The 23818-nt window shown below is 61.5% G+C and carries 19 protein-coding genes; 10 read left to right on the forward strand and 9 right to left on the reverse strand.

Annotation, left to right across the window (positions count from 1 at the left end; genetic code table 11):
* A partial coding sequence (locus LB532_RS26000) for a DUF5801 repeats-in-toxin domain-containing protein (RefSeq protein WP_224557442.1) occupies nt 1-3872 on the reverse strand: 3872 nt, incomplete at its 3' end.
* 324 nt (nt 3873-4196) lie between these two features.
* Between LB532_RS26000 and LB532_RS26005 the strand changes: the two genes are divergently transcribed.
* Nucleotides 4197-5165: a transglutaminase-like cysteine peptidase gene (locus LB532_RS26005; RefSeq protein ID WP_140638329.1), complete on the forward strand. Its 969-nt coding sequence runs from the start codon at nt 4197-4199 to the stop codon at nt 5163-5165.
* Nucleotides 5166-5285: 120 nt separating this feature from the next.
* On the opposite strand, the gene LB532_RS26010 is transcribed toward LB532_RS26005, so the two are convergent.
* The 7 genes from LB532_RS26010 to LB532_RS26040 all read right to left on the reverse strand — a co-directional run bounded on the left by LB532_RS26010 (nt 5286) and on the right by LB532_RS26040 (nt 12583).
* The gene (locus tag LB532_RS26010) at nt 5286-5921 is read right to left on the reverse strand and encodes a ribbon-helix-helix domain-containing protein (protein ID WP_140553520.1); all 636 of its coding nucleotides are present in this window, start codon (nt 5919-5921) and stop codon (nt 5286-5288) included.
* Nucleotides 5911-7200: an HlyD family type I secretion periplasmic adaptor subunit gene (locus LB532_RS26015; protein WP_140497322.1), complete on the reverse strand. Its 1290-nt coding sequence runs from the start codon at nt 7198-7200 to the stop codon at nt 5911-5913. The genes LB532_RS26010 and LB532_RS26015 overlap by 11 nt, the downstream gene beginning before the upstream one ends.
* 45 nt (nt 7201-7245) lie before the next feature.
* Entirely contained in the window at nt 7246-9378 is a 2133-nt protein-coding gene (locus tag LB532_RS26020; RefSeq protein WP_140638330.1) for a type I secretion system permease/ATPase, read from the reverse strand.
* Between the two features lie 40 nt (nt 9379-9418).
* Complete coding sequence (locus tag LB532_RS26025; protein ID WP_140553515.1) at nt 9419-10867, reverse strand: TolC family protein; 1449 nt, start codon at nt 10865-10867, stop codon at nt 9419-9421.
* Between the two features lie 388 nt (nt 10868-11255).
* Nucleotides 11256-11669 carry an MAPEG family protein gene (locus LB532_RS26030; protein WP_140638331.1) on the reverse strand — a complete coding sequence of 138 codons (414 nt, stop codon included), beginning with the start codon at nt 11667-11669 and terminating at the stop codon, nt 11256-11258.
* A gap of 75 nt (nt 11670-11744) precedes the next feature.
* Nucleotides 11745-12233, reverse strand: coding sequence for an SRPBCC family protein (locus LB532_RS26035; protein ID WP_140638332.1), 489 nt, complete (start codon nt 12231-12233; stop codon nt 11745-11747).
* Entirely contained in the window at nt 12230-12583 is a 354-nt protein-coding gene (locus LB532_RS26040; RefSeq protein WP_140638333.1) for an ArsR/SmtB family transcription factor, read from the reverse strand. The genes LB532_RS26035 and LB532_RS26040 overlap by 4 nt, the downstream gene beginning before the upstream one ends.
* 226 nt (nt 12584-12809) lie before the next feature.
* Between LB532_RS26040 and LB532_RS26045 the strand changes: the two genes are divergently transcribed.
* From LB532_RS26045 to LB532_RS26055, 3 genes are read left to right on the forward strand one after another with little or no spacing between them, the layout of a single operon-like run.
* Nucleotides 12810-13700 (forward strand): D-amino-acid transaminase, encoded by an 891-nt coding sequence (locus LB532_RS26045; protein ID WP_140638334.1) that lies wholly within the window; start codon nt 12810-12812, stop codon nt 13698-13700.
* 16 nt (nt 13701-13716) lie between these two features.
* Nucleotides 13717-14745, forward strand: coding sequence for a P1 family peptidase (locus LB532_RS26050; protein WP_140638335.1), 1029 nt, complete (start codon nt 13717-13719; stop codon nt 14743-14745).
* Between the two features lie 2 nt (nt 14746-14747).
* Nucleotides 14748-15548: a M55 family metallopeptidase gene (locus LB532_RS26055; protein WP_140638336.1), complete on the forward strand. Its 801-nt coding sequence runs from the start codon at nt 14748-14750 to the stop codon at nt 15546-15548.
* On the opposite strand, the gene LB532_RS26060 is transcribed toward LB532_RS26055, so the two are convergent.
* On the reverse strand, nt 15535-16503 hold the full coding sequence (locus LB532_RS26060) for a LysR family transcriptional regulator (RefSeq protein ID WP_140638337.1): 969 nt from the start codon (nt 16501-16503) through the stop codon (nt 15535-15537). The two genes, LB532_RS26055 and LB532_RS26060, sit on opposite strands and share 14 nt — an antisense overlap.
* 294 nt (nt 16504-16797) lie before the next feature.
* On the opposite strand from LB532_RS26060, the gene LB532_RS26065 reads away from it, so the two are divergent.
* From LB532_RS26065 to LB532_RS26090, 6 genes are all read left to right on the forward strand, one after another.
* A complete protein-coding gene (locus LB532_RS26065) occupies nt 16798-18423 on the forward strand; it encodes an amidohydrolase (RefSeq protein ID WP_140638338.1) in 1626 nt (541 codons plus the stop codon).
* Nucleotides 18424-18490: 67 nt separating this feature from the next.
* Entirely contained in the window at nt 18491-20083 is a 1593-nt protein-coding gene (locus LB532_RS26070) for an ABC transporter substrate-binding protein (RefSeq protein ID WP_140638339.1), read from the forward strand.
* Between the two features lie 110 nt (nt 20084-20193).
* Entirely contained in the window at nt 20194-21129 is a 936-nt protein-coding gene (locus tag LB532_RS26075) for an ABC transporter permease (protein ID WP_140497345.1), read from the forward strand.
* Nucleotides 21130-21132: 3 nt separating this feature from the next.
* Nucleotides 21133-21954 (forward strand): ABC transporter permease, encoded by an 822-nt coding sequence (locus LB532_RS26080; RefSeq protein WP_140638340.1) that lies wholly within the window; start codon nt 21133-21135, stop codon nt 21952-21954.
* A gap of 5 nt (nt 21955-21959) precedes the next feature.
* A complete protein-coding gene (locus tag LB532_RS26085) occupies nt 21960-22868 on the forward strand; it encodes an ABC transporter ATP-binding protein (protein WP_411908902.1) in 909 nt (302 codons plus the stop codon).
* Nucleotides 22865-23815 (forward strand): ABC transporter ATP-binding protein, encoded by a 951-nt coding sequence (locus LB532_RS26090; protein ID WP_140638342.1) that lies wholly within the window; start codon nt 22865-22867, stop codon nt 23813-23815. The genes LB532_RS26085 and LB532_RS26090 overlap by 4 nt, the downstream gene beginning before the upstream one ends.
* Nucleotides 23816-23818: the final 3 nt, after the last annotated feature.

The raw sequence follows: 23818 nt of genomic DNA on the forward strand, positions 1-23818 counted from the left end.
GACAGCAGGCTGGCAATGTCGTCCTCATCGATCGTCACCGGTGCGGCATGGCCGCTCAGGACCTTCGGCCCGTCATCCTCGAAGACGACGGTCTGAGAGATGTCGGCGCTCTGTGTGACGTGGTCGCCGTCGCCATCGGTCGCCGTCACGGTGACCGAGACCGAGCCGGCGCCGAGCGCGATGCCCTCGTCGTTGCTGCTGGTGTCGGGATGCTGGAGCGAGACGTATTGCGCCACCGCGACCTGGCCGGTGGCGGCATCGATATGCAGGGCGATGGCGACCTTGTCGGTGGCGGTGATGCCGTTGTTGTCGGCATCATAGACGCCGATCACGCGGCCGCTGCCGTCGGTGAACAGCGAGATGGCGTGGCCGTCGGTGGTCTTCAGGCCGGAATCCACGCCCGTATTGCTGGCAAGGGTGAGCGCATAGACAAGCGAATTGCTCGTTGCCGGGCCATCGGCGCCGAACAGCCCCGTGGCGTTCACGACGCCGCCGCTGCCTTGCGCATATTGATGCAGCGGCATGTCGGAATCGGCTCCGGCATTGACGCCGGCAAACAGGGCCGCCACGGCCGGATCGGTGGTGTCGTCGGAATCAGCATCGACACCTGCGGTCTCGTCGATGACGATGATGTCGCCGACCTTGATGTTGGCCAGGAAGGTGCCGGTGTTGTCGCCCGCTTCGCCGATCTCACGGAAGGTCAGTGAGTTGTCGCCGGCCGTCGCCGTGACGTCGATGGCGATGGTCTGCATGACGCCCGACGTAGGATCGTAGGTTCCGACCGAGACGCCGTTCCACAGCACTTCGAGCTTGGCGCTGTTGGCAATGCCCGGATCGTTGGCGGCGCCGATCTCGAAGGAGATGCGGTATTCGCCGGCGCTGAGGCCATGCAGCGTCTGCGAGATCTGGATGTTGCCAGGGCTGGCCTCGAGGTCGACCATAACGCTGTCGGTCGGGCTGTCGACGCCGCGATAGCCGTCACCGACCTTCTGCAATTCGATGCTGCTGGCGCCTTCGTAGGGCGAAGCCGTGACAGTCCAGGCGCCGGCGGGACCGGTCGTGGTGCCGCTGCCCGCGCCCCAGGCGTCGCCATTGGGAACGAAGCCGTCCAGGAACAGGCCGTTCAAGGCACCGTTCGGCTGCGAGATGGTCAGGCTCGGACCATCGTCGTCGAAGCTGATCTGGCCCGAGACGTCGGCGCTGGCGCTTGCGGTGTCGCCGTCGCCATCGGTGACGGTCACGCTCACCGCGACCGAATGCGAGGCCAGCACCACCGTGTCGTCGGGATTGCCGGTGTCGGAATGATGAAGCGACAGATACTGCTCGACGGTCACCTTGCCGGTGGCCGGATCGATCGACAGCGCGAACGCCGCATCGCCATCGAACGTGCCGCCCTGGACGACGCCGACGACGACGCCGTTGCCCAGCAGCTGCAGTTGGATCGCGGAGCCGTCGGTGACGGCAAGGCCCGAGACCGCATTGGTGACGCTCAGCGCATAGACGGTGTGGCCGGAGATCGCCGGACCATCGGCACCGAACAGCGCCGTGATGTTGACGAAGGCACTGTTGCTGGTGCCGTGCGCGATCGCGCCGCTGCCGCCGACATCGGGATCCTCGCCCCTGGCGATGCCGGGCGTGGCGATCAAGGCCGCATCGCTCGTGGTCGCCGTCTCGTCAAGCGCTACCGTAACGCCGGTGGCGGCGACAGCCGTCACCTTCGGCCCGTCATCGTCGAAACTGATCTGGCCCGAGACGTCGGCGCTGGCACTAGCGGTGTCGCCATCGCTATCCGTGACCGTGACCTTCACGGCCAGCGAGCCGGCGGTGAGTGCAACCGTGTCGTCGGGATTGCCGGTGTCGGAATGGTGGAGCGACAGATATTGCTCGACGGTCACCTTGCCGGTGGCCGGATCGATCGATAGCGCGAACGCCGCCTCGCCATTGAACGCGCCGCCCTGCACGACTCCGACAACGACTCCGCTCGCAAGCGTCTGCAAGGTGATCGTCGAGCCGTCGGTGACGGTCAGGCCGGAAACGGCGTTGATTACGCTCAGCTGATAGACAGTGGTGCTGCTCGCCGCCGGGCCGTCGCCGCCGAACAGCGCCATCACGTCGACCAGGGCGCCGCTGCTGGCGCCGGAGGTGATCGCCCCGGTACCGCCGATATCGGGATCCTCGCCCTTGACGATGGTTCCAGTGTCGATCGCAGCCGCCATGCTCAAGCCCTGCGTCTCGTCGAGTGAGACCACGGCGCCGGCGTCGGCGACGACTGTCACCAAAGGTCCATCGTCGTGGAACTGGATCGCGCCGCCGATCTGGGCGCCGCCGAATGCGCTGTCGCCATCGAAGTCGGTGACGGTCACCGAGGCTGTGACCTTGCCCGAGAGGGTCAGCACGTCGTCATGGGCGGCAGCGCTCGATCCATCGACAGCGTGCTCCAGCGGAGCGTATTGGGTGACCGTAAGCGTGCCGTTGCCGTTGATGACGATGGTAAAGGCGGTGTGGGTGCCGCCGTTCTGATAGGTGCCGGTGACCGTCGTCGCATTGGTCTGCAGCAGCGTGATCGCAAAATCGCCAATGGCCGTCTTCAAGCCCGAATCGAGCGATGCGGCATTGCCGGTCAGGCCCAACGCATAGGCGATGCCGCCGCCAGCGGCGGCGCCGTCGGCACCGAAATTGGATGCAATGGAAATAATCGGGTTGGTGCTCGTCACGTCGATCGGAAAGCCGGCCGGCGAACCGGCATTGGTTTCATCGAGCACCGCGGAACTGGCTGCCGTGTTGCCCACAGTCAGGGCAGGGCTGTCGTCCTCGACGACTACGGTCATGTTGGCAGTTGCCGAGCCGCCGAACGGATCCTGCACGGTAACCGGGACGACGATGGAGAGGTTATCCTCGAAGCCGGCCAGCGGGTGGTCGAGGGGGCCGAGCAGGGCGATCTGGAAGGTTCCCGCGCTCGCATCCGTGATGGTGACACTGATCACGACGTCCGATCCGACCCTGCCGACGAGATGCGTCGAATCGACCAGTTCCCAGACGACGTCGGTGCCGTGCGAGGTGAGCGTCGTGGCAGGCACGCCGAGGCCGTAGGTCAGCGGATCGCCATTGGGATCCGTAGCGCCGAAGCTGCCGTTGATCACCGAAAGATTCGATTCGTCGAAGGGTGAGCCGGGATCGCTGTCCGGGTTTGCGCCTGAAAGCCCTTCTTCCGACACGCGGACGGTGAGATCGCCAAATTGCGGGTTCGCATTGGGAAGGAACAGCTCCCGCCTCTCGGCCTGCCCGAACTGCAGATCGGTCGGCGGCAAGAGCGCCGAAAGATCAAATCCATCGCCGATGCCGCCGGGAGGAATTTCAAAATTTCCACCGGCGCTCGAGGTCGAACCTCCAGGGCCAGCCGACATCGAGCCATCGGCGCCGAAGGCGACATCCACATGGCTTGCCTCGAGCGCGGCGATCAAGGCGACGCGCGGCACCTCGACATCGCCAAGGACGAAGGTCGGCACGTTGAGCGCGCCGTCCTTGATTACGATGACCGAGCCATCGGCCTGTTCGAGCACGAGATTGTGGCCGTCGACCTTGATGTTGTCGATCGAGACGTTCGCCGGAAGCTTCACGACGTTGCTGGCGTCGGCCACGTATTCGTGCGGCGCGGCTGCCGCCGGAGCCTTAGCCTCCGCTGGTGCTTCCGCAGGCGCACCGCTGCCCACATCGACCGGCACTGGTTCGGCCGCTGCCGGCGCGGCCTGCTGCGTCGAAGCCGCTTGGGCGACCTGGAACTCTGCCGGCGAGGTCTGGTCGTGACGTTCACTGGCCATGGAATGCTCGTCCCACGAACCCGAAACGGCGTCCAATTCGTTATTGATGGTCATTGCTTGTACCCCTCCGGCATTTTCCGGAAAGAGACAGCGGCAACCATTACTTTGCAACAGTTCGTCAATCTGCTTTATATACTATTATATGCGTACAAAGGCATTTTTTACGCGTGGTAAACTGGGAGCATATATTCTGTTATATAAGTCGATATCCGTCGGTGCGGATGAGGGGCTCGCCTCCTGCCGCATGGTAAATAGAAGTATAAATTCTAATAAAATTTTACGAAAAATGGGAGAGGTAAGTTTCGTCGCCATTATCTACCTTCATTGCCAATAATTTGAGACAAGATTGGTACCGTCCACAGTCAAAAGGTGGGCGTTATGAAAAAAGAAAAAACCGCGCCGGGAACAGCCGGCCTCAAGCTACTCTTGCTGACGATCAGCCTTGCGGGCCTGCCGCAGCCATCGCTCGCGAGCGTCCCTTTAGACGACACCGCTTCGGTCGGCGGGCTTGTTGAAGACGTGCGGATGCCGTTCAGCCTGGGCGGCGTTTCCCTGGAAAGATCCCAGCCTTGGCAGCCGGCGGCAGGATACCAGCCCGGCGTGGTTTCCATGAGTTACACGCTCGACGATGCCCAAACCGGCGTTGCGTCGGGGCCTGCCGATGTCGGAATTGATCCCGTCAAAACGGCGGCGATCATCCCCGGCGTGTTCGGCTCCGTCGCGTTGTCCATGCATAACTTTCCCGTCGCCGCGCGGTGGGCGCCGGTCTACCAGGCAATTGTCGGCTGCTCGGCGGGGAGTGCCTGCGAACAGAAGAGCGCGGCATTTGCAAGGCTGATCTCGTCGGCACAGGGCAAAGGATTCAGCGAGAAACTGTCCTTCGTCAACAGCGGCATCAATCACCTGATCGCCTACAGGAAGGACAGCGTCGTCTATGGCAAGCTCGATTATTGGGCAAAGCCCGCGGAGGTGCTTGATAAGCGCGCCGGCGACTGCGAGGATTTCGTCATACTGAAGATGACGGCGCTGCTGAGGGCCGGCATCCCCGCGCAAAGCATGGCGTTGGTTGTTCTCCAGGATCGCAGGCGGGGATTCTTCCATGCGGTCCTGTCGGTAAGCACGGCAAGTGGCGTGTTCATTCTCGACAGCCTCAACAACACCGTGCTGCGCGACAGCGATCTCCCCGACTATGTTCCGCTGTATTCCTTCAGCACGGACCGAGCCTGGATCCATGGCTCGAGGTCGGGCAGCGCGCAGGTCGCGGAGATCAAGGGCGGTTTCGCAGGCGTCGCGCCCGGCGAGGGATTGCAGCCCGACATGGCTTCAGGAGCGCTTGCCCGTCGGTGAGCAACCGCGGTTCGCCGTTTCTATGCAACGCCGAACCGCTCTATCTCTCTGTTTTTTTCACAATTCCCAAGGGCGCTACGCGCTTTTCCCGGGGAAAGCGTTTCGCACCTGGAATTGCTTCTAGCCGCTGACGAATGCCATTAGCAGGTCCTGCCCGACCAGCGGTGCTCGCACGGCATTCAATTGGCCACGATATCGGCGCTCGCCGGCGCCGATGACGAACCCACTCGCGACCGGAATCTCGCCATTGGCATCCAGCCGCGCGAAGATGTCCGCGACGTTGAGATCGAGAGCCAGCCTGAGATCCTGACGGCCGTCATCGCTCGGCGCCGTCGGCAATTGGCGCTTTACCAATTGTTGGAATGGAGCGTTGAAGGTCAGGATCTTTTTCGACGATGAAAGGGCGAAGGCGGGCGAGGGGCAGGCGACCAGTATCGCGGTGATCGTCCTGATTGATGCAAGCCTCTTCAACGTCAGGTTTTCTTCCGTCAAGTCACGAATGCAGGCAACCCTGATCGCCGATGTCAGGTTGCCAGCGGGAGACTGGCTCTCGGCGATCTCATCGACAAGCATGCCGATCGTGCATTTGCGGCTTTCCGCCATCTGCTTGAGTGACGTCCAGAACGTCCGCTCCAGGCGGATGCCGCGGCGGATGCCGCGGCGCGCGACAACCCGGAACTCCATGCCGAGATCTTCCGTGGCCATCGGCACGAGCAACCGCTCGAGGACAGCGGGAGGCGTGGCGCTATCGTTCACTCATCGCCTCCTCTCGTGCCTTGTTGATGGGTTTCAGCAGGTAGGTCAGGATCGTCTTGCGGCCGGTCTTGATGTCGACGGAGCAGATCATGCCCGGGATGATCGAATAGGTCTTGCCATCCCGCGTCAGCGTCGACCTGTCGGTCGCGACGCGCACCTGATAATAGGGCTCGCCTGTCTTCTGGTCGACGAGACTATCGGCGGTGATGTTCGAGACCTTGCCTTCGATGCCGCCGAAGATCGAGAAATCATAGGCGGTGACCTTGATCAGCGCCTCCTGGTCCGGCCGGATGAAGGCAACGTCGCGGGGCGAAACCCGCGCTTCGACCAGCAAGGTCTCCGAAGTCGGAACGATGCCGGCCACGACCGCGCCGGGCTGCACGAAGGCGCCAACCGTATTGATGTCAAGCGTGTTGACGATACCGTCGACTGGAGAACGGATGTCGGTGCGGGCCACCTTGTCGGTCGCGCCGCGTATGGTTTCATCGACCACCGAGAGATCGGCCAGCGCCTGCGTCAGGTCGCTCAGCGCTTCCTGTTGCAGCTGCAGACCGAGCTCATCGACCTGAAGCTGGGCCTCGGTGATGGCCGATTTGGCTTTCTTGGTGGTTTCTCCAGCAAGCGTCAGCTGCCCGTTGAGCTCTGTCTGCTCGCGTTCGACCCGGAGTTGCTCGGTTCGCGCCATCAGGCCTTTCTTGACCATCGCTTCGACCAGCTTTGCCTCCTGGTCGCTGACGACCAGATTCTTCGTAAGGCGATCGGAATTGGCGGTCGCCTCGTCCAATTCCTTCTCGCGCTGATCGAGGCGCGACTTGAGAACCGACAGCTTGACTTCGAAGTTGTCGCGGCGGGCGACGAGCAGCTTCTGCTCGTTGTCGCAGATTTCCGGGGCGACCTTCTGGATTTCGGCCGGACACGGAAATTCCCCTTGCAGATCGCCGCTCTGCTCGAACTTCAGCCGTGCAATGCGGGTCTGTAATGCCCGTGCCTTGGCCTGTTGCTCGCCAAGGCTGGAGGTGTTGAACGTATTGTCGAGGCGGATGATGAGGTCGTTCTTCTTCACCACCTGCCCGATCTTGACGGCAATTTCCTGGACGACGCCCGGCTCGCTGGCCTGGATGATCTGCGTTTTGGAAGCAGGTATGACCTTGCCGTCGCCGCGTGCGATTTCATCCACCTCGGCAAAGGACGCCCAAGCAACGGAAGACACGAAGAGTGCACCTATGATGAATATGGACGCCGACGCAAAGAGCGGCGGCCGGTCTTCCCTTGCAAGCATTTCCCACGGCCCCAACGCATTGAATACTTTGATAGTTTTTGTTCTTCAGGTGCTTTTTTTCTGCAGCGCCTGTATCACTTGGTCCTTTGGTCCATCGGCAACGATCCTGCCTTGCTCGATGACGATAAGCCGGTCGGCAAGTTCGAGCATGCTGAAGCGGTGCGTCGAGACGATCAACGTCGTATTTCGATCGAAAGCCACTTTGAGCTGCTTGATCAGTTGCCGCTCGGAAGCCAGATCCATCGAGCCGGACGGCTCGTCCAGGAAGACGACTTTCGGTTTGGTCAGCAACAGCCGGGCGATCGCCATCGTCTGTCTCTGGCCGCCCGAGAGATTGGTGCCGCGTTCGCCGACATTCATGTCATAGCCACGCGGGTGGCGAGAGACGAAATCATCGACGCCGGCGGCCTTGGCCGCTTCGACGATCTGCTCATCGGTCGCCTCCGGACAGGCCATCAAAAGATTTTCCTTGATGGTGCCTGAAAACAGATCGTTCGCCTGCGCGACGATGCCGACGGCGGCGCGAACCTCGGAGGGGTGGTATTGGCGGATGTCGATGCCATCCAGCAGCAGTTCGCCGGAACTCGGCAAGAAAAGCCTGCCGATCAATCGGCCCATCGTCGTCTTTCCCGATCCTATGCGGCCGATGATGCCGATCCGCTCGCCCGGCTTCACGGAGAAATTCAGGCCGGTCAGGACCTCGTTCTCGGAGCCGGGATAGGTAAAGCCGACGTTCCTGAACACCATGGCGCCGTTGCGGATGGGCCGGTTGACGAAGCCCACGGTGTCCGGGCGATCCTCCGGCTGAGCCATGATCGAATTCACCATCCGCAAAGAGAGCATGGCCTGGCGCAATCTGGACAAGGTGATGGCGATCTGACCGAGCGGGGCGACAGCCCGGCTGGCCAGCATGACGGTGCCGATGATGGCTCCGGTGGAGACATGTCCTTCGGAGAAGGCGTAGGCGCCGGCTACCACCAGCGCGACCGTGACCATCTGCTGGATGGCCTGCGTTATATTGCCGGCGGCGGCCGAAAGCTGCTTAATCTTCTCGGAGGTGTTGGAGGCATTTTTGGAATGCTCTCCCCATTTTCGCAACAGGTAGGCCTCGGCGCGCAGCGACTTGATCGTTTCCAGCGTGGAGATGGATTCGACCAGCAGGGCCTGCCGTTGCGAGGCCTCGTTCATGGACGCCGCCACACGCTTGCCGATGCGCCGCTGCGTGACCAGTCCGACGATCACCGACGCGACGAAGGCCAGTGCGGGTATCATGACCAGCCAGCCGCCTATCGCATAGATGACGAGGAGAAAAACAAACACGAAAGCCGTGTCGATGAACACGCTGATGGTGTTGGACGTGAAGAATTCGCGCACGAATTCATATTGAGTCACGCGATTTGCGTATTCGCCCGTTGAGCCCGGCCGTGCCGCCAGAGACGAGTTCAGCACCTTCTCGAACAGCATATATGAAATGCGCAGATCCGCCTTGCGCCCGGCATAGTCGATGAGCGATGCCCTTGAGGTCTTCAGCAGCAGGTCGAACAGGATGACCGCGCTGATGCCGATGGCCAGCACCCAGAGCGTCGATATCGCCTTGTTCGGCAGGATCCTGTCGTACACGTTCATGGTGAAGATCGGCGAGGCGATGGCGAGCAGATTGATGAACACCGCCGACAGGATAACCTTCGAATAGGTGCGCCAGAACGGCCCCATCGTTCCCGTCAGCCAATGTCGTCGCTCGATCTTCGGCGCCGAGCCGACGCTCATCGCCTCCGTTGCGTTGGCATAGGTGATCGAGAAGGACGCACCGCCGCTGATATAGCTGTTGGCCAGTTCCGACCGGCTGATCGTGGTGCGCCCGTCCTCCTGGGGAGCGGTGAAATATTCGCCGGCTTCACCATCGGCCAGCAGCGCGACCGGCAGCTGGCTGACGCGAAAGACGATCGCGGGGAGGTCGATGCGCCCCCGAACAAAGTCGCGATGGCCGAACTCTGTGATTTCAAGGCCGACGCGTTCGGCAAGATGCCGGATCGCGTCGATATCGATGCGCGTTTCGGCCAGCGGCACGCCGGCAAAGAGCACGGTTTCGGCACTGGGGCGGCCGAGATACGCGGCTACGGCCGAAAAGCAGGCCTTGAAAGCCTCTTTCGGTGACAGGATGTTGGGTTGCTGGTTCACGATCCGCCCGCGGGGACTCTCGATCGATCCTTGGGCTCGCCTATTTTTTCCTGACCGGCGCCAGAATATCGAACGGCACGTCGTTCTTCTGTTCCGAGGGCGTGCGCGCATAGGTTTCGGTGTCGGCCGTTTCCGGCGCGGCGAACTCGGTCCGCGCATATGCCGTAGCCTGTTTTGGCGGGTGGATGTCCATCGTTTTCAGCAACTGCCCAGTCGCCGCCAGAAGCCGATATTGCGCGAAAAGGGATGCATAGGACGCGGTGTCGGCCAGTGTCGCGGTGTTGAACCGCGTATTCTGCGCATCGAGCACGTCGAGCAGCGAGCGCTGCCCGACCTTGAACTGTTCGCGATAGGACGCGACCAGCTTTTCGTTGGAGGCGGCTTGCAGCTTCAGGGTCTTGGCCAGATCGGCCTGCCGGAAGCGACGATCCCATGACGTGCGAACGGCTTCCTCGATCTCTCGGAGAACCTGGTGCATCGCGAGCCGCTGCTCGCTGGTGCGGCGGATCTGCTCCTGCTCATTGGCCTTGTCGATGCCGCCCCGATAGAGATTCCAGCGCAACACCAGACGTGCCTGCAGATCGGATGCGTCTCCATTGTCGCCGTCAATGTCGTAGCCCGCCCGGGCAGAGCCTTCGGCAATGATCGAAGGACCGTATTTCGCCCGCGCCGCGTCCACCAGCGAGGCCGCCGCGGCAATATCGCTGTTGGCCATGTGGACGCGCGGGTTGCTCTCGCGCGCAAGGCCCAGCGCATCGTCCAGCGACCTTGGCAGCGTGCCGGATACGTCGGCCGGCCTCGCTGCATTGGTCAGCGGCTTGCCGACAGTTTTGAAAAACCGTATCCGCGCGGCCTCCAGTTCCTCCGATGCTTCCTGCATGCGGGCCTTGGCCGCGAACAGCCGCTCCTCGGCCTGTTGTCGGTCGGCTTCGTTCAACCCGCCGCCGGCAATGCCTTCCTGGATATCGTGGAGGATTGCTTGATGGAAGCCCAGGTTTTTCTTTGCCTCGGCAACAATCGAAGCCTGGAGCATGTATTCGAGGTAGTCTTGGACAACAGAGAGGCCGATGAATTCCGACCGTTCCAGCACCCGAAACGACGCGCCATCGACGCGGGAGGCCTGGCGGTTCAATTCTGCGCGCCTTGCGCCGCTGTCATAGAGCGTCTGCGAAACGGTCAGGTCGGTTTCTGCCGGATAAAGCGCGTCGTCCTCTATCGAGAGTGCGCGCCGTGACGAATTGTCGAGACGGCGAGCGCCAGCCGACGCCTGCAGGTCGACGCTGGGCAAATAGAGGCCCTTTGCCTGACGCAATTCGAACTCGATCGCTTCGCGATTTTCTATCGCCTGACCGATCTCCGGATTGGATTCGACTGCTACCGCCACGGCCTCCTTGAGCGTGAGGGCGTTCGCCCCCCCGCAAGTCAGCATCGTAGCCGCCATCAAAAGACCAAGGCGCTTGCCTATGGCCGACATGCCAGTTCTGTTCATTTAGCCCACCCGTTTCCCCAACGCCTTCCTCAAGGCGCTTAAGCGGGCCAACCCCAGGCCCACCATTGCCGAATTACCCGATATATTCAGAAAATACGTGAGCGAATATTAATTTAGATGACTCTAAATGGGTTTTCCCCGTCATGAGCAGTGACATGTAGCAAAAATAACACATAGCAGCGGGGTCGATCGGGGCGGGAGAATGCCGATCGGCTGCGACGAAAAATGCCTTGGTTGGAGCGGTGAGGGCACTTTTTGAAAAAGCCGCGCAATGGTTCCCAATAGTTGGAGGCGCTTGCCCGGGCCGAGACGTGGCGCTGTTGCCGAACGGGGACACCGGGCGCGGACTATAAAACGGATGTAGCCTCCGATAAGTGCCGATAACGCGTCAATGGAGTGCTGCCCATCCAGTCACAAGAATAAGGGCAAGCGTAACCAGCGCTCCCGAAACGTACAGAACTGTCCTGACGCTACCTCCCTTTGCGGCGTTTCCGCCACGTAGGTAGATTCCCAGATGAATCAGGCGTATCGCCAGGTGCAGCCCTACAAGGGTCGCCAAAGTGGTCGGTCCAACACCAACCATCATCGCCAGCACCGCGGGCACGACAAAGGGCGCCAGCGCCTCAACCGAGTTCATGTGGACGCGGTCGATCCTGTAGAGCGGGTTGTGGTCGTCCGCCGGGACTACCGGTCCTGAAAGTACCCCTGCAAATCCCTTGGACGAACCGGAATAGACTGCCAACACCACTGACAGCAAACAAAGCGTAAGCACGCCGAGGATGCTTAACCAATAGGCTTCCATGTTGTCTCTGCTCCTGGAATCTCAGTGGGCGATAAGGTGCTTGCGAGTCATACCCCATGAACTGCAACGCGATTTTCAGGCTGCCCGATGGTTGAACAGCCCGTGGAACCGTTGCAGGTAGAGCGGCCAGCCCTGATCGCTATCAACTGCACCCCTCACGCCCTCCCAGCCTTCCCCATGGCGCTCGAAATGCCGGTGCTCGATCTCAACCCGGGTTCTGTTCTCGGTCTCGGCCGTGAACCGGACCTCCCATTCGCTCGTCTTGTTCGGGTCGGTCTCGATCTGCCACCGAGGGCTGATGTCCCAGCTCAGAACCAGCCGGCTGGGCGGATCGTAAGCCAACACACGAGCCCAGCGGCACTCGCTGCCATCCACACCTCGGTCGTAAACGTGCCCTCCGACCCGGGGGTCGAAGATCGTTTCTGCGATCGGAACGGCAAGAAGATTGTGCTCTGGAGGTTTGAATCTCCCGAAATCCTCGGTGAAAACCTTGAAGGCACGCGCAATGGATGCCTCGACGACGACGAAATGCCTTACGGGCGCGAGTGCAGGATCCTTACTCATGCTTGGTCCTTTTTTGGATACTCGACGGCTGATTTGTAGCCCGCCAGGGTCTTGCTCCAGAACTGGTCCATTTCCGCGCGCAGGCCTGCCAGCCCATCCTGATCGATACGGTATATGCGTTCCTTGCCCGAGCGCGTGTCGGCCACAAGCCCGGCAGCCTTGAGTATCTTCAAGTGTTGAGAGACAGCCGGCCGGGTTACAGGCAGGGCACGAGCAAGTCCGCTGACCGAACAGGGCTGTTCGACCAACAGTTCGAAGATCGTGCGCCTTGTCGGATCTCCGAGCGCTGTCCAGTAGTTCGCGTTAGTCACCACTAACGCGAACTTAATTCGATGGTCGCGACCTGTCAATATCGGGAGTCAATGATGCGTCGTCCAAGGCCCCATCCGGCTCCGCGGGATTAAAGGGAAACCATTCAGCGACCTGCGCTCTCTCGTGGCATGAATCATGCGGCCGTCGCAGGGAGTGTCAGTTGCGCTTTGACGGTATCGGCATAGCCAATTGCATTTTTTGAATTGGCCTCTGCCGACCTGCCTTGGCATTTATCGAAGCAGTCGGTTGATGCTGGGATCGAGGATGGCCAAAGTGGCGCAAGTCTATTGCAATCGGCGTTACATGCCCGAAGACGAGGCGCGCATCGGTTTCTTCGATCGGGGATTCCTCTTTGCAGACGCGGTCTACGAGGTGACCGCCGTGATAGGCGGCAGGCTGATAGACAATGATTTCCATCTCAATCGTCTCCAGCGGTCGCTTGCCGAGATCTGTATTCCCATGCCCGTGACGCTGCCTGAGATAGAAGCCATTCAATTGGAACTGATCTCGCTCAACGGATTGGATGAAGGAACGGTCTATCTCCAGATTTCGCGCGGCGAAGCCAAGCGCAATTTCCTGTTTCCCGATGATCTTGAGCCTACCATGGTCGCCTTCACAAGCGCCCGCAAACTCGTAGGAACCAAGGCTCAGACCGAAGGCGTCGCCGTCGACCTAGCGCCTGACCCGCGCTGGGCACGGCGCGACATAAAGACCGTCATGCTGCTGGGGCAGGTTCTGGCAAAGCATGCTGCAAGCGAGAAAGGCTTCGATGATGTCTGGTTTGTCGAGGGTGGACAGGTGACCGAGGGCGCGTCGGCGACGGCTTTCATCGTTACGCACGACGGCCGTGTCATCACTCGCGCCAATTCTCAAGCCATCCTGCCCGGCTGTACGCGGCGAGCAGTGGCGCGTCTGTGTGAAGACCAGGGCATTTTGTTTGAAGAGCGTGCGTTCTCGCCAGAGGAGGCGTTTTCGGCGGCGGAAGCGTTCCTTACCTCTGCCTCGAGCCTGGTCACCCCCGTCATCCGTATTGCCGGCCACAGGATCGGAAACGGCCAACCTGGTCCATTGACACGTCGCCTGCAGGAAATTTACGTCCAGACAGCTTTTGCAGAGATGAACGGGCATGCGGCCGGACGAGCGGCCCTTGCTTGATGAGCGGGATGTGAGCATGGGTGCCGCACGGCGTTTAGGCCTTGGCATGGGGCGGCTGCCGCCCGGCCCGAACAATGCGATCACGGACGTGCCGGGTGTCCTGGTCGGCCACAAGACGATCATCGCCAACGGACTGGCGACAGGCGTCACCGCGGTCTTGCCCCATGGCGGCGACCTGTTCAGATCCAAGGTCAGGGCCGCGGTCGATATCATCAACGGTTTCGGCAAGTCTGTCGGGCTCATGCAATTGGCCGAACTGTGCACGATCGAAACGCCGATCCTTCTGACCAACACGTTTTCGGTCGCGCCATGTGCAGAGGCGCTGATCAAGCGTGCCATTGCCGCCAACCCGGAGATCGGCCGCAAGACCAGCACGGTCAACCCCGTCGTTTGCGAATGCAACGACGGCGGCATCAATGATATTCAGGCAATGGCGGTCAGCCGGCATGACGCCGAAGCGGCGCTGGATGCCGCGAGCGCCGGTCCGGTCGAACAGGGCAGCATCGGCGCCGGCACCGGAATGACGTCGTTTGGGTTCAAGGCGGGTATCGGCAGCGCATCCAGGTCTGTCGAGATCGGGTCTCGCGCCTTCACGCTTGGCGCTCTGGTGTTGTCCAACTTCGGCAGGGCAGGGGATCTTGTCCTCCCGGATGGCCGCAGAGCCGATCCCAAAGGGCTCGGCGAGCCTGAAAGCGGGTCGATCATCATCATTCTCGGCACGGATATTCCTCTTGACGACCGGCAATTGAACCGTGCCGCCAGCCGGGCCGGCGCCGGCATTGCCCGTCTCGGTTCGTATTGGGGACACGGCAGTGGCGATATCGCCATCGCCTTCACGACCGCCGATCCTCTGCCGCACGTCTCCCCTTCACCGTTCAGTTCGATTTCGCGTGTCGATGACAGATACATCGACCTCGTTTTCGAAGCGGTTGTGGAAACCACGGTCGAGGCCGTTCTGAATGCCCTGTGCGCCGCGCAAAGCGTGGTTGGACGAAATGGACGCAGGATTCCGGCGTTGACCGAATGGCTGAAGGAGCCCCTTTGAGCATGAAGATTTTCATTTCGGCCGATATCGAAGGCACCGCGGGCATTCAATCCTGGGACGAGGCGGAAAGAACGCATGCCGACCATAGGGAATTCCGCGAACTGATGACCGGGGAGGTCCTGGCCGCCTGCGAAGGAGCGCGAGCCGCTGGCGCAACTGAAATCATGATCAAGGATGCGCATGACAGCGGGCGCAACCTTATTCTCGAACGCATGCCGCCCTTTGCGCGCATAGTGAGGGGCTGGTCGGGACATCCGGACGCAATGATGTTCGGGATCGATGAAAGCTTCGATGCCGCGCTCTATACCGGCTACCATTCCAAGGCCGGCGTCGAGGACAACCCGCTCGCACACACATCGACATTGCGCATATCGCGGCTGATCCTGAATGGCGAAACAGCGTCCGAATTCACATTGAATGCGTTGTGCGCCGCGCGCTATGGCGTGCGCTCGGTATTTCTTTCCGGCGACGAAGGCATTTGCGCGGACGCCAGAGCCCTCGTCCCGGGGATAGCCACTGTCGAAACCCTCAAAGGCGCCGGCGCGGCCACCATCTCCCTGGCGCCTGCGGCGGCGCGCGGCGCAATATGCGAGGGCGTTGAAAGGGCGTTGCGCGACACGGCGCGGCAGGCTTTGCCGCCAATGCCGGAAAGGGTCGAGATCATCATCGAATTCAGCAACCCCGTCGATGCCTATCGCGCCTCCTGGTATCCCGGAGTGCGCCGGCACGGGCCACGTGCCGTCGCCTTTGCATCGAACGACTATTTCGAGGTGCTGCGCGCCTTCCGTTTCATGAAGAGCTGAAGGTCGCTGTGCCCGCGGGCTTCAACGTTTGCGCCAGCGCCTTGGAGGATTGCCAAAGAGCCTCCACCATGGTGCTTCGAGTCTTCTCCGAGCTGCGATACAATCGTATCTCGAGATCGAGCGTCCATGTGCTGTCATTCGAACAGATGACAAGGGCTCCATTGGAGATGTCGTTCTCGACGAGGCTTTCTGGCAGCCAGCAGATGCCCGCGCCGGTCAGGGCAAGTTCCTTGAGCCCGGCGCTTATTGTGCTTTCATGCACTGTTTGACGCCGGAACGGCGAGTGCTTCGAGAAGAGTTTTCCGAGGGCAACGCCAAAGAAAGAGCTGTAACCGTAGCCGAGATAAGGCAGAGCGAGCTTTGCCGTTTCCGGACTGTCCAGAATGCCCGCCGCGGGCACGGTCGACTTGTCGAAGCGCAGTTCCGGCGCCGCGACCGGGATGAGCCGATCCGATCCGATAGCCAGATGAGAAAACTTGTCGCGATCCAGGTGAAACGGCACTTCACGGTGCGCATAGGTCAGGAAGAAGTCGGTTTCGCCATCGGTCAGTGCGGCCAGGTTCGCCTCGATGCCACCTCTGTCAGCCATGAAGGACGTGCCGAAGGTGCGAGTGTTCCGCTGCACCTCCCGCAGCCAAACCGGAAAGAACGTGATGGTCAATGTGTGAAGGGCCGCAAAGCGGACAAGCCCCTGTTCCGCAGGCGGGCGTAGAGACTCGCGCACCGAATAGAACATCCTGATGGCGTCCTGCGCCATTGGAAGAAAATTGCGCCCGGCCGATGTCAGTTCGGCCGGCATGGTGGCACGACTGATGAGCGGTGCTCCGAGCCACGTCTCAAGTTGCTTGATGCGCCGACTGAAGGCCGATTGGGTGACATTGCGGATTTCGGCTGCCCGCGAAAAGCTCGATGTTTCTGCAAGCGTCACGAAATCTTCGAGCCATTTGATTTCCACGCGGCCTCTCCTCCACTGCGTTCGAGCACTGATCGAACCGCAATGGGGAACATATTTCATTATAATTGCTATGTTATGCAAATTTTGCATGCTCGATTGCGAAAACCGAATTGGCCTTGTGATCGCTGACGCCCCAACGTCCGCAAAACGAAAAAGCTGGCAACTGGGGCCGGTGGCAGGGGAAACGTGAAGTCGAGCGCGGGAGAAGAATCTGACCGTGCGCGAAACGGAATGCCACTCAAGTTAAATCTATGTCGGCGGCGGCCGTGAACGCCGGAGAGAAGAAAAGGCAGCATGAATTCGCAGAACCAAGCCGATCTCGTTTTGCATGGCGGCAAGATTTGGACCGGTTACGGAAATCCGATCGCGGAGGCGATTGCGGTCTTGGGCAACCAGGTCGTGGCCAGTGGCTCCAACGCCGCTATCAAGCCCCTGATCGGAAAGGGCACGAGCGTCGTGGATCTGGCCGGGCGCTTCGCAATGCCCGGTCTGAACGATGCGCACCTGCATCTGATCTCGACGGGACTCCTGCGTGGCAAGGTCGATGCGACGCCCGATGCCGCGCCGACCCGCGGCGCGCTGATGGCTGCGTTGCAGGCGCGGGCCGCCGAAACGCCCAAAGGCGCATGGGTGACCGCGCGCGGTTTTGACCAGACCCGCTATCCCGACGGTTTGATGCCCACCGCGAAGGAGCTGGATGCAGCCCTGCCCGATCACCCGGTTTCCGTCACGCGCGCCTGCGGCCATATCACTGTCGCGAATTCGCGGGCGCTGGCGCTGGCGGGGATCGACATCGACACGCCCGATCCGGATGGCGGCCTCATCGGCCGCGAAGCCGGACAACTGACCGGATTGCTGGCGGAGAACGCCCAGAACCTCGTCTACGATGTCCAGCCCACGCCCTCGCTTCCCGAGATCATCGACGCCATCGAGGCGGGCGGCCGGCACTTGCTACAATTCGGCATAACCTCCTGCATGGACGCGGCTGTCGGCCAGATCGACGGAATGACCGAGATCGAAGCGTATCGGCAGGCCGAGCGCGGCGGCCGGCTGCCGGTCCGGGTCTGGGCGACGCTCCTGGGCGATCCCGGTTCGTCCATCGTCGAGCCCTGTCATGCCGAGGGTCTCGTCACCGGTGTCGGCAGCGACATGTTCCGCATCGGAGGCGTGAAGGTGTTCACGGACGGTTCGGCCGGCGGACGCACGGCCTGGATGCGCCAGCCATATATTGGCCAGCCCGACAATTTCGGTGTCCGGATGCTGCCGGACACCCGCTTGTTTGAACTGGTCGACCGCTATACGGCAATGGGCTACACCATGGTCTGTCATGGCATTGGCGACGCCGCCATCGACCAGCTCGTGCGCGCTTATGAACGTGTGCGCGCCGCCAGGCCGGATCACAAGCACCTGCACCGGATCGAGCATTGCGGCTATGTCGATGACGCCATCAATCAGCGGATGTTGAAAGCAGGCATCTTGCCCGCACCGCAGCAGGCTTTCATCTACGATTTCGGCGACGCCTATGTCTCGGTTCTTGGGCCGGAGCGCGGCTTGCGCTCTTATCCGATCGGAACCTGGGATCGTCTGGGCATGAAGCCATCCACCGGCAGCGACTCGCCGGTTTGTTCGCCCAATCCCTTCCCCGATCTCTACGCCATGCTGACGCGCAAGACGCACAAGGGCACGGTAATGGACGCTTCCGAGATACTGACGCCCGAACAGGCGTTGCGCGCCTACACCGAACATGGTGCTTACTCCCAGGGCGCGGAAACGGTGAAAGGCCGGCTGGAGCCTGGAATGCTCGCGGACATCGCCGTCTTCTCCAATGACCTCCTGGCGGCCGCACCGGAGACAATCCTGCGTGAAACGCGCTGTGAGATGACAATTCTGGACGGGCGCATCGTCTATGAAGGAAACTGAGGCGGGATGCCGGTTGGGCCCGCCTCTGACAGGAAATCAACAACGAACCACAGGGAGGAATTGAGGGATGTTGAACAGACTTGGCTTGATCGCGGCGCTTGCGCTTGGAACGGCGACCGCCGCGCTGGCGCAGGACGCCACACCGAAGGATGGGGGGAAATTGGTGTTTACCGCACCTTATGGCAACTCCATCACATCGCTGGACATCACGGCGACACCGCATACGCAAGACGAGATCGTGGCCAAAGCGATCAACCGCTCCCTCTACAAATGGAACCCGGAAAGCGGCAAGCCTGAGCTCGACCTCGCCGAAACGGTAGAGAAGTCGGCCGACGGCAAGACCTATACCTACAAGCTCCGGGAAGCGACCTTTCACAATGGCGACAAGCTCGACGCCGATGACGTGATCTGGTCCTACAACCGTCTGGCCGATCCCAAGAAGGCGCTGCCGGGCGCCGAGCAGATGCTGCAGATCGCCGGCGTCGCCGAATTTCAGGCAGGCAAGGCCGATCATATTTCCGGGTTGAAGAAGATCGACGACAGGACCATCGAAATCACTTTCATCAACCTGGCCGATCCGGGCTGGAACCTGATGTCGAACTATGCGCCGATCTACTCCAAGGACTATCCGGAAGATCAGCTCGCCTCCAAGCCGAACGGCCTTGGCCCGTTCAAGCTCGCCAATTACGTCGCGGGCTCGAAGGTCGAACTGGAGAAGTTCGACGGCTATTATGAGAAGGGCAAGCCGCATCTCGACAAGCTCGACATCATGCTGATGGGCGAAGCTTCGGCTCGCGACGTCGCCTTCCGCAACGCGGAGATCGATACCAACGTTCTCGGCCCTGTGCAGTATGAGGCCTACAGCCAGGATCCGGCGCTGAAGGATCACATCCTTGAGGTGGCCGAAGTCTACACCCGCAATATCGGCTTCAATCCGAAGGTCGAGGCATTCAAGGACAAGCGCGTCCGGCAGGCGATCAATTATGCGATCAACAAGGACCTGATTGTCGAGAAGCTCTTGAAGAACAAGGCTTATCCCGCGGTCTCCTGGCTGCCGATTTCATCGCCGGCCTTCGACAAGGACGCCAAGCCCTATGCCTATGATCCGGAAAAGGCCAAGGAACTGCTGAAGGAGGCAGGGTTCGAGGCCGGCCTGAAGTTCTCGGTCACCGCGACCTCGAACGAAAGCTGGGGCCTGCCGATCGTCGAGGCGATCATCCCGATGCTGGCCAAGGTGGGCGTCACCGTGACGACCGACCCGGTGGAAAGCTCGGTCCTGTCCGACAAGATCCTGTCCGACAATTTTGATGCCTTTATCTGGTCGAACTCGTCGGGCCCGGATCCGCTGAAATATCTGAATTGCTTCTATTCGAAGACGTCGCAAACCGCCTGCAACTACGTCAAGTTCAACAACGCCGACTTCGACAAGCTGATCGAGCAGGCAGGCAACGAAACCGATCCGGCCAAGCAGAACGATCTGCTGAGGCAAGCCAACAACCTGCTGCAGGACGAGGCTCCGGTCTGGTTCTTCAATTACAACAAGGCCGTCATGGCCTACCAGCCATGGGTCCACGGGCTGAAGCCGAACGGCGCGGAACTGGCGATCCAGGATTACGAGGACATCTGGATCGACGACAGCGCACCCGCATCACGCAAGTAGCGCGATGGCATGGCTGGCGGGCGGGACCGGTTTGTACGGCCCCGCCCGCCGCATGGCGCCCACTCCCGCCCGGCGCATGGCGCCCAGTTGTTGAAAGGCAGGATTCGCGGATGTCGCGCTTCATCTTTCGTCGCACGCTGCAGATGATCCCGACCCTGCTGGCGGTCGTGCTGATCATTTTCGTGATCTTCAGCGTCGTCCCCGGCAGCTTCATATCGAGCCTGATGTCGGAGGGGCGCAACGCCACGAATGCCGATGTGATGGCGCATCTGAACGAGCAGTTCGGGCTGGACAAGCCTCTGCCGGTCCGCCTGTGGGACTATCTGTGGGGGCTGGCGCATTTCGACCTTGGAATTTCCTACCGCACCCGCGAACCGGTGTGGAACGTGATCGAGCCGCGGCTCTGGCCTTCGATCAAACTGGCGCTGGCGGCGATGGGCTTTGCCGCGGCAGTCGGTATTCCTCTGGGATTTCTGGCCGCGCTGAAGCCCGGCAGCGTGTTGGACACCGGCACGATGATGCTGGCGGTTTCCGGCCTGTCGGTTCCCGAATTCTGGCTAGGCTTGCTGCTAATGTACGTCTTTGCGCTGCAGCTCGGCCTGCTGCCGAGCTTCGGCTACCAGCCCGGCGGCATCCGCTACATCATATTGCCTGCCATCGCCCTCGGCGTATCGCCGATGGCGCTCTTGGCGCGAACCACCCGCGCGGGCGTTCTGGACGTGATGAACGCGGATTTCGTGCGCACGGCGCGAGCCAAAGGGTTGACCGAACCGCGTCTGGTGCGCAGTCACGTTACCCGCAACGTGCTGGTGTTGATCCTGACCACGCTTGGCCTTCAGATCGGTTCGCTCATGGGGCAGGCGATCGTGATCGAGAAACTGTTTTCCTGGCCAGGGATCGGGTCGCTTCTGGTAGACAGCGTGTCGGCACGCGACATTCCCGTGGTTCAAGGCACGGTCATCGTGATCGTGTTGTGGTTCCTTGTCATCAACATGCTGGTCGATATCGCCTATGCCATGATCGACCCGCGCATCAAGGTGGCCTGATCCATGCGGTTGCGTTTCAATTTCGCCCTTGGGCTGGCGCTGGCGTTGCTCGTGGTCGCCGCAGCCGTCAGCGCCGGCTGGATTGCCCCGTACAACCCGATATTCGACGCCGACCTGATGAATTCTGAAATGCCACCAAGCTGGGACCATCTTTTGGGCACGGACGGGCAGGGTCGCGACGTCTTTTCCCGTATCCTCTACGGCGCCAGGGTGTCGCTGACCGTCGGCCTCGTTTCGCAGTTGATCAACTCGTGCATCGGTATGGCGCTCGGGGTTTCGGCCGGTTATTTCGGAGGCTGGTGGGACGATCTGGTGAACGGGCTGACCAACGTCATGCTGGCGATCCCGTCCCTGGTGTTCGCGCTCGCCATCATGGCGGTGTTGGGACCCGGCTTGCCAAGCCTCCTGATCGCATTGGGCCTGACCAACTGGTCCTGGACCTGCCGCATCGCCCGCAGCTCCACCTTGTCGCTCAAGAATCAGGGCTTCGTGCAGGCCGCCAGGGCGGCCGGCTTCAGCGACGCCAACATCATGCGCACGCAGATACTGCCGAATATCGTCGGTCCGGTGCTGGTCATCGCGACACTTGGCATCGGCGGCGCGGTTCTGGCGGAAGCTGCACTGTCTTTCCTCGGCGTCGGCATCCGGCCGCCGCAGCCGAGCTGGGGCAACATGCTGACCGATGCGCGCGAACTGATCCGCACCGCCCCCTGGGCCTCGCTGTTCCCCGGCATCGCAATCTTCGCCACGGTCCTTGGCTTCAACCTGCTCGGTGACGGGCTGCGCGACATGCTGGATCCGCATATGAGGATCAGGCAGGCATGAGCGGCATTCTTCCCGACCCTGTTCTGTCCGTCCGCGACCTGCGCATCGGCGTCGGCAAGCGGAACGAAATCCTTCACGGCGTGTCTTTCGATATCCTGCCTGGGGAAACTTACGGACTTGTCGGCGAATCCGGCTCGGGCAAAAGCATCACCGGCCTTTCGGTGATGGGGTTGCTTAAGCGTCCGCTGGAGGTGACCGGCGGCTCGATCTTCTTCCGGAGCCAGGACGTGTTGAAGCTTGGCAGCCGCGCCAGGCGCCGTCTGCGCGGCGACCGTATGGCGATGGTGTTTCAAGAGCCCATGACGGCGCTCAATCCGCTGATGGCAATTGGTCGGCAGATCGCGGAAATGTTCGTCGTCCACAGGGGCTTCGGATGGTCGGATGCGCGCAGGAAAGCCGTCGAGGCGCTGGAAAGCGTTCGGGTGCCGGCGCCCGAGGAACGCGCCCTGTCCTATCCCCATCAACTGTCGGGAGGGATGCGTCAGCGCGTCATGGTTGCCATTGCGCTGGCCTGCCGTCCCGACCTGCTGATTGCGGACGAGCCGACCACCGCACTTGATGTGACGGTCCAGGCAGGCGTCCTGGAATTGCTTGCCGAACTTTGCACGGCTGAAGGAACGGCCGTGCTGCTGGTCAGTCACGATCTGGGCGTGATCGCCAATATGTGCCGGCGCGTCGGGGTCATGGACCGGGGGCGGCTCGTCGAGGAACAGGACACCAAGGCTCTGTTCGAAAATCCGCTGCATCCCTATACCCGCGGCCTGCTCGCGGCGCGCCCCCGCCTGGGGTCGCGAACGCTGGTTGGACGCGCCCGCCTGACCGAACTGGACCAGGTCGTGACCAGCGAGGAGCGTGGACATGACGCACCGACGCTGACCACGCCGCGCGGCTTTGGTCAAGAGGCGACCGCATGAACCAGCCTCTTCTGGAAATCCGCGACCTCAACGTCCATTTCCCGCTGCCGCGGCGCTCACCGTTGGGCCCAAAGCGGACGCTTCGTGCCGTTCAGGGCGTGAACCTGACCCTGAACGAGGGAGAGTGCCTGTCCATCGTCGGTGAATCCGGCTGCGGAAAATCCACCACCGCGCTGACCGTGATGGGCCTGCAGGAGCCCACTTCGGGAAAAATCCTGTTCCAGGGCAAGCCGTTGGCAGGCCCTGGCGCTCCCGCCCGCAAGGAGCGCGCGCGCATCGCTCAGATGGTGTTTCAGGACCCGTATGCGTCGCTGAATCCGCGTCAGACCATCGGCCGCATGCTGTCCTCGCAGCTTGCCCTGCATGGAATCGCCAAGGGAAGCGAGGCCAGCCACCGCGTCGCCGAGATGCTGACCCGCGTCGGCCTGACACCCGATCACGCCAACCGTTATCCGCATGAATTCTCCGGTGGGCAACGCCAGCGGATCGGCATCGCGCGGGCGTTGATGCTCGATCCGAAGATCCTGGTGCTGGACGAGCCGGTGTCGGCGTTGGACGTGTCCATCCAGGCGCAGATCATCAACCTGCTGATGGACCTGCAGGAAACGCTGGGCTTGAGCTACATCATGATCTCCCATGATCTGAGCGTGGTCGAGCATGTCAGCGACCGGGTTGCCGTCATGTATTTCGGCCGCGTGGTGGAAGAGGGTGACTGGCATTCGATTTTCAGCCGCCCGACGCATCCCTACACGCGTCGCCTGATCGGTTCGGTTCCCGATCCCGATGCGATCCTGACCGGGGCACGCACCTTGCCGGATGCCGCCTTCGTTCCAGACGCCGCCCGCTTTTCGCCCGACATTTCGCGCCGTCCGGACCCCGACGAAGAACCCGAGCCAAGCGAGCTTGTCGAGATCGACCGCGGTCATCGCGTGCGTCTAGCGCAATAGGAA

Origin of the sequence: Mesorhizobium sp. ESP-6-2 (genome assembly GCF_020164675.1) — a bacterium.
In the GTDB taxonomy this organism is placed as follows: Bacteria; Pseudomonadota; Alphaproteobacteria; order Rhizobiales; family Rhizobiaceae; genus Mesorhizobium.